14 protein-coding genes and 1 pseudogene are annotated in these 10,783 nt (G+C 44.5%); 6 read left to right on the top strand and 9 right to left on the bottom strand.

The window, feature by feature from the left end; translation table 11 throughout:
- Positions 1-240: 240 nt before the first annotated feature.
- From Tfer_RS15380 to Tfer_RS15370, 3 genes are all read right to left on the bottom strand, one after another.
- The gene (locus tag Tfer_RS15380) at positions 241-570 is read right to left on the bottom strand and encodes a winged helix-turn-helix domain-containing protein (protein ID WP_049771657.1); all 330 of its coding nucleotides are present in this window, start codon (positions 568-570) and stop codon (positions 241-243) included.
- Positions 571-687: 117 nt separating this feature from the next.
- Entirely contained in the window at positions 688-1,383 is a 696-nt protein-coding gene (locus Tfer_RS15375; protein ID WP_013121220.1) for a response regulator transcription factor, read from the bottom strand.
- Entirely contained in the window at positions 1,376-2,983 is a 1,608-nt protein-coding gene (locus Tfer_RS15370) for a sensor histidine kinase (RefSeq protein WP_083436987.1), read from the bottom strand. Before Tfer_RS15370 ends, Tfer_RS15375 begins: the two co-directional genes overlap by 8 nt.
- A 230-nt stretch (positions 2,984-3,213) precedes the next feature.
- On the opposite strand from Tfer_RS15370, the gene Tfer_RS17200 reads away from it, so the two are divergent.
- A complete protein-coding gene (locus Tfer_RS17200) occupies positions 3,214-3,336 on the top strand; it encodes a hypothetical protein (RefSeq protein ID WP_282432078.1) in 123 nt (40 codons plus the stop codon).
- A gap of 105 nt (positions 3,337-3,441) precedes the next feature.
- Here Tfer_RS17200 and Tfer_RS15365 read toward each other — a convergent pair whose 3' ends face one another.
- Together Tfer_RS15365 and Tfer_RS15360 are read right to left on the bottom strand one after the other, a co-directional pair.
- On the bottom strand, positions 3,442-3,924 hold the full coding sequence (locus Tfer_RS15365) for a putative ABC transporter permease (RefSeq protein WP_083436986.1): 483 nt from the start codon (positions 3,922-3,924) through the stop codon (positions 3,442-3,444).
- A 193-nt stretch (positions 3,925-4,117) separates the two neighbouring features.
- The gene (locus tag Tfer_RS15360) at positions 4,118-4,531 is read right to left on the bottom strand and encodes a secondary thiamine-phosphate synthase enzyme YjbQ (protein WP_013121223.1); all 414 of its coding nucleotides are present in this window, start codon (positions 4,529-4,531) and stop codon (positions 4,118-4,120) included.
- 268 nt (positions 4,532-4,799) lie between these two features.
- Here Tfer_RS15360 and Tfer_RS15355 point away from each other — a divergent pair, with 268 nt between their 5' ends.
- Positions 4,800-5,987: a pyridoxal phosphate-dependent aminotransferase gene (locus tag Tfer_RS15355; protein ID WP_052219154.1), complete on the top strand. Its 1,188-nt coding sequence runs from the start codon at positions 4,800-4,802 to the stop codon at positions 5,985-5,987.
- Between the two features lie 54 nt (positions 5,988-6,041).
- Here Tfer_RS15355 and Tfer_RS15350 read toward each other — a convergent pair whose 3' ends face one another.
- The 3 genes from Tfer_RS15350 to Tfer_RS15340 all read right to left on the bottom strand — a co-directional run bounded on the left by Tfer_RS15350 (position 6,042) and on the right by Tfer_RS15340 (position 7,778).
- Entirely contained in the window at positions 6,042-6,836 is a 795-nt protein-coding gene (locus Tfer_RS15350; RefSeq protein WP_052219153.1) for a tRNA 2-thiocytidine biosynthesis TtcA family protein, read from the bottom strand.
- Positions 6,833-7,252 carry a PaaI family thioesterase gene (locus tag Tfer_RS15345; protein WP_052219152.1) on the bottom strand — a complete coding sequence of 140 codons (420 nt, stop codon included), beginning with the start codon at positions 7,250-7,252 and terminating at the stop codon, positions 6,833-6,835. Before Tfer_RS15345 ends, Tfer_RS15350 begins: the two co-directional genes overlap by 4 nt.
- A gap of 205 nt (positions 7,253-7,457) precedes the next feature.
- On the bottom strand, positions 7,458-7,778 hold the full coding sequence (locus Tfer_RS15340; RefSeq protein ID WP_052219151.1) for a hypothetical protein: 321 nt from the start codon (positions 7,776-7,778) through the stop codon (positions 7,458-7,460).
- Between the two features lie 280 nt (positions 7,779-8,058).
- On the opposite strand from Tfer_RS15340, the gene Tfer_RS17340 reads away from it, so the two are divergent.
- The 4 genes and pseudogenes from Tfer_RS17340 to Tfer_RS17015 all read left to right on the top strand — a co-directional run.
- Positions 8,059-8,247: a spore coat associated protein CotJA gene (locus tag Tfer_RS17340; RefSeq protein WP_052219150.1), complete on the top strand. Its 189-nt coding sequence runs from the start codon at positions 8,059-8,061 to the stop codon at positions 8,245-8,247.
- An 18-nt stretch (positions 8,248-8,265) separates the two neighbouring features.
- Complete coding sequence (locus tag Tfer_RS15330) at positions 8,266-8,532, top strand: spore coat protein CotJB (protein ID WP_052219149.1); 267 nt, start codon at positions 8,266-8,268, stop codon at positions 8,530-8,532.
- 24 nt (positions 8,533-8,556) lie between these two features.
- Positions 8,557-9,126, top strand: a complete 570-nt coding sequence (locus Tfer_RS15325) for a manganese catalase family protein (RefSeq protein ID WP_013121230.1) — start codon at positions 8,557-8,559, stop codon at positions 9,124-9,126.
- Positions 9,127-9,338: 212 nt separating this feature from the next.
- A pseudogene (locus Tfer_RS17015) lies at positions 9,339-9,521 on the top strand (YedE family putative selenium transporter); the annotation flags it as partial.
- Between the two features lie 64 nt (positions 9,522-9,585).
- Here Tfer_RS17015 and Tfer_RS15315 read toward each other — a convergent pair.
- Positions 9,586-10,344 carry an acyl-[acyl-carrier-protein] thioesterase gene (locus tag Tfer_RS15315; protein ID WP_052219147.1) on the bottom strand — a complete coding sequence of 253 codons (759 nt, stop codon included), beginning with the start codon at positions 10,342-10,344 and terminating at the stop codon, positions 9,586-9,588.
- Between the last annotated feature and the right edge of the window lie 439 nt (positions 10,345-10,783).

Below are 10,783 nucleotides of genomic sequence, written 5' to 3'. Positions count from 1 at the left end.
CTTCCGCCGAAACTGCAATATAAGCCATCGAGTTCGGGAACGCTGCCTGAACGGCAAGGGTTTGCAGCACCAAGCTCCCGGGTAGCGGAGACACCCTCCTACCCTGCCGCCATTCTCCAGCATAAAGCTCCGTGGTAACGGAGAGCCCACCCACCCCTTCAATAGACTGACTTGGAAATATTGGAGCGGAGAAACTTTGTCTTCAATCAGAAAGGAGAGGATTACCCTCTCCTTCCTTTTTTAACCTTCCGGATCAAAATAATAACCCACACCCCAGATAGTTTTGATAAACTGGGGTTTATAAGGATCCCCCTGAATTTTTTTACGAAGCCTGGTCACATGGACACATACCCTCGATGCATCCATGGTGGAACGTTCCTTCCATATGTTTTCCATAATTTCATATCTGGAAAATACTTCGTAAGGGTGACTGGCCAGGAAATTTAGAATTTCAAATTCCTTGAATGTTAACTGAATTTCTGTTCCGTCAATAGTTACGGTACGAAGTACCCTATTCAGACTGATTTCCGGAGTTTTACCATGCTTGTTTCTTGGCATTGCCAAAACCATTGTTGTCCACCTCCTATAAAATATAATAAATTAGAACCCTTACGAAATCGTTTCGCAATTATTACAAATAAATTAATTTTCAAGATTATTACTTTTTCTTAACGTTAACAATAGATACTACTGCTCTGCTTCAAATTTATAACCAATACCCCAAATAGTTTTAATAAATTCAGGATCGGCAGGGTCATTTTCAATTTTCTCACGCAGTCTCCGAATATGAACTGTTACCGTATTCTCATCACCGTAGTAACTGCTGTCCCATATTTTCTCCAGCAACTGCATTCTGGAAAATACCTGGTTGGGGTAAGAAGCCAGAAGCCACAGTAAATCGAATTCCTTAACTGTCAGGTTGACATTTCGCCCATAGACCCTGACCTGCCTGGTTCGCTGGTTTATTTCTATATCTTTGTAGGTGAGAATTCCATCATTGGCAGCTTCTTTACAACCCTTGCTCCTTCTTAATACGGCCCTGATTCTAAGCACAAGTTCGGTAGGGCTGAAAGGCTTGGTCTGGTAATCATCTATCCCTAATTTAAACCCGACTATTTTGTCAACTTCATCATCTTTTGCTGATAAAACAATGATCGGTATGTCTGACCGGCTTTTTATTCTTCTGCACACTTCAAACCCGTCAATATCGGGCAGCATCAAGTCCAGTAAAACCAAATCCGGCGATACTTTGGCTGCCAATTCCACTGCCTCCATGCCGTTTTGCGCCGTAATAACCTGGAATCTCTCTTTTTTCAGAGTATGTTCAAGGATCTTCAAAATTTTAGGTTCATCATCAACAACCAAAACTTTATGATTATTCACTTTTCTCTCCCCCAATCAATGGAATGGAAAAGTAAAAGGTGCTTCCCTGACCCAGTATACTTTCCACTTTTACCTGACCGCCGTGCATTTCTACTATATGCTTGACCAGAGCCAGCCCCAGCCCGGTACCCTGGTATAGCGGCTCAGGCCTGTTATTAACCTGCCGAAACTTTTCAAAAATCAGCTCCAGGTTTTCACTGGAAATCCCCACTCCGTTATCCGATACACTTACAATTACCTGGTCCCGCCGGTCATTCATCCTGGCCCGTAACTCAATACGTCCATCCTCAGGAGTAAATTTGTGGGCGTTGCTCAGCAGGTTAATCAAAACTTGCATCATTTTCGGCGGATCGACGTAGACAGGCGGTATGTTATCCTCCACATCTATGATAACCTGCTGTTTTTTTAATTTAAAGATGGGTTCGGTTTTCCGAAGAACACTGCTACAAAGGTCTGATATGCTTACCGCCTCACGGTGCACCTCAAATTTTCCGGCTTCAATTTTCGCCATGTCCAAAAGATTATTTATATAATTGAGCAGTTGCTGACTGCTCTCGTTTATCTCGTTAATATAATCACGCTGCCTATTGTTTAAAGGGCCCGTTTCTTCGTCCAATAAAAGCTCTGTAAAAGCAATGATAGCGGTCAAAGGGGTTCTTAATTCGTGACTTGTATTGGCCAGAAACTCATTTTTCAACCTGTTCGCTTTTTCTAACTGCAGATTTATTTCGGCCATCTGGCGTTTCTGATTATGGAGCACGGTATTGGTCTGATAAAGCCTCACCACGGACAATATAAATAAGGCCCGCATAATGTAAGCAAATTCAAAAATTTTGTAAACATGGCCCAGGACGTTGTATGTATCATAGGCAGAGGCGTATAAAGTAAAAGCCGCTTCACTAAATATCCCGAAAATCAGGGCCGCCTGCAGGTAATAATCGGCCGAATACTTCCTACCCAGTCTTATTAGATGGTAAAGGGCTATGCCTTTTAAAACAATTACCAGATAATCCAGAAATACCTTCAGCCAGGTCTGGCCTTCTCCCGGTATAAACATGGCCGGGTATTTGGGATGATAGTACCCTATACTGATTATAATTACTAATGTAAAGACCGCCGCCCCGGCCAGAAAATAGCCGGGATTAAGTTTGCTTTTACGTATGGGGTTTATAACTACAGCGGTTAGTAAACCAAGAGATTCAACTGACCTGGACAGCACCCAGTAGAGAGTTGATTTATTTAACGAATTTTCCGTGAGGAAATTCGGCATGCCATGATAAGAAAGCGTATGGGCAACATCGATTAGGCCCACCATAAAAAATGTAAGGCATAATACCAGCTCCCGCAAGCTCCTGGTTTGTTTAAAATCATACCAGGCGGCAACAAAAACAGTGCAGCTTACGACCACGCTAAACAACATAAGAACTATGTGCAGGGTCAGAAAGACGCTCTGGTCCATGTCAAAGTAAAATATCCTGGGTAACCAACCTACTATCAGAATTCCGGCCACTAGTACGAAAACTAAAATCAATAGCCAATCCTGCCTCAATTTGGGCAGGCTTAAGTAATTTGGCGGGTTTTCATCTTTTACAGCCATCATATTGGCCTCCGGTAACTTTATTAAGCAAAGATTACTAGTAGTAATTATACTTTTCTTTCAAATTTTCCTTCTTTTCGAGGTTATTTGACAATGTAAAAACATGCCATTTTTTTGCAGCCATTAAATGCTGACTTATGGGCAACATTATTAATGTAACGTCAACCTTATCACTGAAAAAATATTTTTGAAATTTACAGCCATAACAAGCTAAAAACCAGGGAGGAAAAGAAGTGAAAAAAGAAAAGAAAATTTATAATAGTGGCGCTAACGGCCAAAAGCCCAAACCATACCGGTTAGAATACAAAGAAACTTTTGTGGAGCCTGTTGGCGCCGGTAAGCCAAAGAAAAAGTAATCGTGCCCGGCAGCCGGCGTCTAATCAATGATTACACTGAAATGAATGTAATGAGGATGCTTAGAGAAAAAAATGATAAACTTGCCGGCTGCCAGGCACTAACCACTAAAGCTTTGGAAAAAGAGGTTTTTCATAAACCAGGTAATCATGTAGTTTTTCAAAAAAGAGCCCCATAAAAAACCAAACCGGAGCATAGTCAAGCCTGATCAGGCCGTCAATAGCATACCGGTTTGTATATGTCCAGGGGGCCACCCCGAATATACTGCGGAGAAACCAACCGGACAAGTATTCCGCAGCAAAGATAATGGCAGTCCAGAATACCCCCCGGATCAACCACGGCCAATTCCTGATCCGGTCATGCACAAATTCCAGAAATACGCCCGAACCATAAATCAGGAACATCCACAGGGAACTGTAAGTCTTTAACCGCCAGTCGCCTGCCAATAGCGCGCCCATACCTGTCCAGAAAAACTCCATAACCAATCCGATTGTCCCGTAAATAATAAACCTTTTCCACATAAACATAGTGTTACCCGATGCAGGGAACACTATGTCCTGTCCTTTATGGTAATGGTAGGCAGCCTGCAAATCATGCCCCTTCCACCATTTCTGACTTTAATATGGCACTAATTACTCAGCCCGGGCAAAAACGGCGCCGAATAGAATCCGGCCAATAACCCCAAAAATGCAATAACAGCTATTACCAAAAGATATTTGAGCATTCTTTTTAATATCCTTTTTAACAAAATAGAACCTCCTTACCGGTTTTAATTTTTGTCTTTTATTCCCCTATAATTTTAACGACCACCCGTTTTCTTCGGCGTCCGTCAAACTCCGCGTAGTAGATTTCCTGCCACGGTCCTAAATCCAATCTGCCGTTTGTTACCGGCACAATCACCTGGTGGTGCACCAAAATACTCTTTAAATGGGCATCACCATTATCTTCACCGGTTCGGTGGTGCAGGTAATCGGGACCAAATGGAGCTATTTCCTCTAACATGTTATCTATATCCTGAATTATCCCTTCTTCGGCATCGTTAACATAAACACCGGCCGTAATATGCATAGCGGAAACCAGTGCCATCCCTTCCCGGATGCCGCTGCGGCCGAGGATCTCCTTAACCTTTCCGGTGATGTTAATATACTCCCTGCGTTTAGTGGTATTAAACTCCAGATATTCCGTATGAGATTTCATCTTGTTTCCTCCTCCCGATATATTCTTTGTCTCAACTTCGCATTTTATTTTTGCCATTTTAAAAATCATTTGCAGCGCCCTGTAATGGTAAACAACACTAAATGGCAACTTTTGTTTCATAACAGTGCGAAAGTTGAATTCTTTGTTTTTAAAGGTACTACGTGTGGCAGGTATTTCCTCCTTCATATTAAACAAACTATATGGAAAAAGCTTATATTATGCTATAATATACCAAGCAACAAACCTATAGAGAAAAGGAGTTTTGGCTATGGGAATTTCCAATAAGATTGAAGAAAACCTGAAAAGAGCCTCCTGGATCAGGGCCATGTTTGAAGAGGGTGAACGTTTAAGAAAAATATATGGCCCGGAAAAAGTCTATGATTTTACGCTGGGTAACCCCAATGTAGAACCGCCTGCCGTCTTCAAGGAAGAATTAAAAAGGCTGGCCGACAACCCCATACCCGGGATGCACCGTTACATGAGTAACGCTGGCTATCCTGAAGTCAGAAAAGCTGTTGCCGATGTCCTGGCAGAAGAATCGGGCCTGCCCGTTAATGAAAACCATGTGGTTATGACCGTTGGCGCTGGCGGGGCTTTAAACGTGGTTTTAAAAACTCTCCTGGATCCCGGCGATGAAGTAATTATCCTGAGTCCCTATTTTGTCGAATACAAGTTTTATGTTGATAACCATGGAGGGGTATGTAAAGAGGTTTCTACCCTGGAAAACTTCCAAATCGATACCGAGGCCATAGCCCAGGCTGTCACGGCAAAAACGAAAGCTATAATCATTAATTCCCCTAACAACCCCACCGGAGTTATTTATCCGGAAGAATCCCTGTCGGCGCTGGATCAAGTCCTCAGCGCGAAAGAAGAAGAATTGGGCATTGATATTTACGTGATTTCCGATGAACCATATGCCAAAATCTGTTACGATGGCATTAAGGTGCCAAACGTCTTTAAATACATCAGGAAAAGTATTATTGTAACTTCACACAGTAAAGACCTGGCCTTACCCGGCGAAAGGATCGGTTACCTGGCAGTGAGCCCGAAGGTGCCGAAGGTTGACCTGGTTATGGAAGGAATGACTTTTGCTAACCGTATCCTGGGGTTTGTCAACGCACCGGCCCTGATGCAGCGACTGGTTACTAAACTGCAAAGGGAAAGGGTAGATATCGCCGATTATGAGGAAAAAAGAAATATCCTCTACGAAAATCTCACTGCTCTCGGCTTTGAAATGGTTAAACCGCAGGGCGCATTTTACCTTTTTCCCAAATCACCCATACCCGATGACATTGCTTTTATAAAGGCAGCCCAGAAACATAACATTCTCCTCGTGCCCGGAAGCGGTTTCGGAAAACCGGGGTATTTCCGCATTTCTTACTGCATTGACAAACAAATTATCCTGAATTCTCTGCCTGCCTTTAAACAGTTAGCCGCAGAATTTAGTCTGGGATAATGTAAAGGACCTGCATTACCGGCAGTTGCATACCGGCAATGCAGGTCCTTTCTTTTAACGGTTAGCCTTTTTCTGCTGCCAGAATTTCTGGCTTTTTTGCCAGATTTCTTTCTTTGTCGGTTCGGGCGGCCACAGGTCGGCTATATTCTGTCGGCGCATGGCTGCTGTCAAATTTTCAAAAACCTGCGGGTGCTCTTTGACCAGGGATTTGATGAGTTGCTTAGTGGTTTCCCGTTTCGTCTTCTTATCCCTCGGACAACCCCCGGGAATGGGTTCAAAGCCGATAAAACGCAAAGCTCCTTTGATCTCCTTTTCCCTTAAATAAACCAATGGTTTAATTAAGGCGAGGCCGCTGCGGTCCCACTGCGTCTTCGGCAGAAAAGTCCTTATCTGCCCGGAAAAAAGCTGGCTCATCAAAAATGTCTCCACTGCATCATCCAGGTGATGGGCAAAAGCTACCTTATTAAACCCTTCCGCCCGGGCACAGGCGCTGATTATACCTTTTCTGAAAAATGCACAGGCAGCGCAGGGGTTTGGCTGTGAGGGCGAAAAGGCAATTTCGGCAATTTGGGTCTTTTCGAAAAAAAACGGTACATCCAGCCGGCGGCAAAAATCTTCCAGGGGCTGTCGGTCGAATTTGTCGGTAAAACCCAGGTCTATGGTAATAGCTCCAATATCAAACTTGAACGGAAAATGCCGGCGTAGCACTCCCAGTGCATAAACTAAAAAAGCGCTGTCCTTGCCCCCCGATAAACCGATTAATATTCTGTCGTTCGGTTCAATAAGTTCAAATTCTATTATCGCCCGCATTAATTTCCTGACATAGCTTTTCGGTAAAGTTTCCCTCATTGTTGTCCATCCTTTTGCTTGTCTTTATACTGCAATCTGTAAACTACTCCCTGCGCCACAGCTACGGTATCCCCTGTTTCGTCCCGGATCATGATACTGTAAATTCCGGTTCTGTTGGTCAGGCTGTCCTCCCTGGCCTCAGCCGTCAGAATTGTTCCTTCTTTCGTTGTTTTGGCATAACTTATGTTCATATTTAAACCCAGGGCTATTTTGTCATGGGTATTGGCGGCTACGGCAAAAGCCAAATCCGCGATAGCAAACACCACAGCCCCATGGGTGATGCCCGCCCCGTTCAGCATATCCCTGGTCACCTTAAGCCTTGTTTTACCGTAACCTACAGAGGCTTCCACTATTTCTATGCCCAGGCTCCGGGCAAAAAAGTCTTTCTTAAATTTTTCTTTTATTTTTTCCAGCATACTTTACCACCCCTTACTTCGTCCCTTTTTTATTCGCTTTCTTTTTCGAAATTCCTTTATCCGGCACTTCGTTAATTTTTAACTCAACTCGCGCAGTTCAATTAGCAGTTGTTACTTTTAAAACAATTCCTTAAAGTTAAAAAACGAGCTGCCTATGCGCCCGTTTTAGTTAAAATATCATAAAACATTTGGCCTACTTTTATATTTATTTTACCCGTACCGGCGTCAGGTAACCATTTATATAAACCATGCTTAAAATTACCTGCAGGTATTCCAAAATTCTCCTGTGATGATTTTCCAGCAGTGCTGCTGAAGCCCTTATTTTCAGGAGTTGTTCGGGTTGCAAACCAGCCAAGGACTTTTTGAGCTCATTTGAATCAATACTTGGTGAAGGAACACTGATAGCTGCCCAAGATAGCCTCTTTAAGACTTCTTCTACCGATGTGCTACCGGCCCGTATATCATCCTCCTGCACGAAAGGATTTGCTGAATTCCAAATTCCTTCCCTTGAACTTCCCTTTGCCAAAACGTATCAACTCCATTTTCTGTTTTCCTTCCTCCAGGTAACCCTTTACCCCAAACAACATAACTGCCCACTGTGAAATTCCTAGTAAATTATAACATAACTGCCCCGTTTTCACAACATATTTTCGGAATATTTGGAATTATGTGTTTCACTCGGCAATTGCAGCAATGCTGGCAAATTTATGTGTTTAAAAACTTGCGCATTTTAACCCTTTTAGCACTTCGTTCCCTTTTTGCATATTGTAATTAAAAAGCTATTTCCATGCAGGAGGGATATATTCATGTATCACTACGGTCATATATGGCCTGCCTACCCTTACCGCGACGACGTTTATATGCCTGTCATCAGATACGGTCAAGCGTATGTTCCGTACCAGAGGTACAGATGTTTCTTCCCTTTACCGGAGGGATTTCACAAGGGCACAATCTTTCAGGAACTGTACGACCCTTACCAAAGAAAACCCTGGTAACCGAAAGGAGGCGCAGTTATGCATAGATACGACAAAAGAAGGGTCCAAATGCTGGAAGAAATTATGATGGTAGAATTTGCCACTATTGAACTTGGTTTATTCCTGGATACACACCCCTATGATATGAGAGCCTTGAAAGACTACAACCGTTACACCTGTATGCTGCAGAAACTGAAGGCAGAATATGAACAGCTTTACGGTCCTTTAGCCCTGCATGGGACTTCCCCAACCCAATTCCCCTGGAAATGGGTGGAAGAACCATGGCCGTGGGAAATTGAATATTAATCTAGAAGGAGGTATTAAATATTAATGTGGATATATGAACGAAAACTGGAGTACCCTATTCGCGTCAGAAAACCTGACCCGAGAATGGCCAAGGCTATAATAACCCAGTACGGCGGGCCCGACGGCGAACTTTCCGCTTCCCTCCGATACCTGACCCAAAGGTACAGCATGCCTACCAGAAAAGCCCAGGCCGTTCTTACCGACATAGGTACCGAAGAACTGGCCCATATGGAAATGGTGGCCACCATGGTATACAAGCTGCTCCGGGATGCTCCGTTAAAAGAAATAAAAGCGGCCGGTCTGGATACCTACTATGCTGACCATGACCGCGCCCTTTTCTATATAGACGCGGCCGGCAACCCATGGTCAGCCAAGTATATACAGTCCAAAGGCGACCCGGTGGCCGACCTGCAGGAAGACCTGGCTGCCGAAGCAAAGGCCAGAGCTACTTATGAACACCTGATCAATCTCACCGATGACCCGTGCCTGCGCGACGGGCTGCGCTTCCTGAGGGAAAGGGAAGTTGTCCACTTCCAGCGTTTCGGCGAAGCCCTGGATGATGTGCATATGTGGATGCACAAGAAGAAGTGTTAATAAAACCGGTAAAACAATAAATATTAAAGAGAGCCGTAGGTTTCCTCCGCTCAAGGACGAAATCTCCATTGCTAACCGCTCCCGCTTTTGCGGTTCGCGGACCGATGGATGATTTTAGTCCCTGCTCCGGAAATCCTGCGGCTCTCTTTTATGTAAGTAGTTTAACAGCAGAATCCTGAAGAATTCTTGCAACAGCAAGTGATAAATAAGCACTGACCCTGGTCAAACTGGGGAATCCTGCCAATATGGGCGTATGTATTGCCTGCTTCCTCCGGGATGTCTCAGGAAGCCTGGGGCTCCACCAGGCCAAGTTGGTTCAATACATGCGACCGGAGATTCTCGGCATTGTTTTAGGGGCCTTCCTCACCGCAAGAGCAACAGGGGGCTTTCGGGCTACCCTTGAAGACTTCCACCGGTTTTCCTGATTTATAGCCCTAGGTTCCCTCACGAAAAGAAAAGTCAAATTTTACTTCTTTTTTGCCATACAGTACGGGCTCTGGCCAGTTCTGTCCCGCTGTCCCTGTCCAAAATGATATGTAAAAAGGTTGTCTGCCTCTCTCCTGCTTCCGTTTCTTTTATCCCGCATAATACCGTGGAACCGTAGCTGGTTTCTTTCTTATAAGCTATTTCCACGGAAGAAAGCAAAAACCCCTTATGCACAGAGAGCGGCACCGTTTCCAGCAGCCATTCAACATATTTTGTGTTGTTCACATGATCGTTGGTATCAATATCGCTTAATCGCACCCTGAACTCCAGTTTGCTGTCCGGCTCATCTATGGCCGGTAAATCGGCAAATTCATCTACCACCATCCTCTCCGCCCCTGTACCATATGCATCATAAATATCCGGCGGTATCCTGACCGGCCGCTTGCGGCGCAAATCAAAGAAAACCCAGAGTGTGGTGGCTGCTCCGAGTACTCTACCCTCCCTGTCACTAATCCTGAATTCCCGGGTAGCATAAAACCGTTCAAACTTATAAGGCCATGTCTCAATATTTACTGTTTCACCCCATTGGGGGTATTTTTGCATATGTAAGGACCAACGGGTCAAAAGCCAACCCCGGCTGTTTGCCAACAGTTTCTCTATACCCCAGCCCACAGATTCTGAATGCCTGATGGCAGCTTCTTCAAGATAATTTAAAATGGCTACCGGCGATGCCTGCCGGTGGTTGTTGATTTCGTAATAATGAACAGGGATGCTTGTCTGATAGGGTCCCATTGCTTTGCTCCTTTCCAGTTATGCACAGTCAAAAAGTTCCACTACAATTATAACTTATATTGCGCAGTTTTTTAAAGCATAGGTTAGTAACTGTCACTGTAATGGTGATACAACCGTTGACCTGCGGATGCCGCTCCACCGGTGAAACAACCGTTGCTCCGAGGCTACGCCTTCCTTCAACCACAGAAGGGTGGGTAGGGTTCTCCGCTACCAAGGAGCTTTATGCTGCAAAACCTGGCCAGGAAGTCCGGTAACCGCTATGGAGGTAAAACAACCGTTGCTTCGAGGTTACGGGCGGAGACAGTGTAAACTCCGTTCAGTTGAAATCACTGAACCCGGCCAAATCGTCATCCGTGACTCGTGGCCGGGTTTCCGGCGTCCGTGCCGGAAACAGCGATTTCAAGCCTTCACTGTCGTTAACACTGTCTATCCGCCCTCC

Source organism: Thermincola ferriacetica, assembly GCF_001263415.1.
Classification (GTDB): Bacteria; Bacillota; Thermincolia; order Thermincolales; family Thermincolaceae; genus Thermincola; species Thermincola ferriacetica.
Note: the sequence above shows the minus strand (reverse complement) of the source record. Positions and strands in the feature narration are given on the sequence as shown.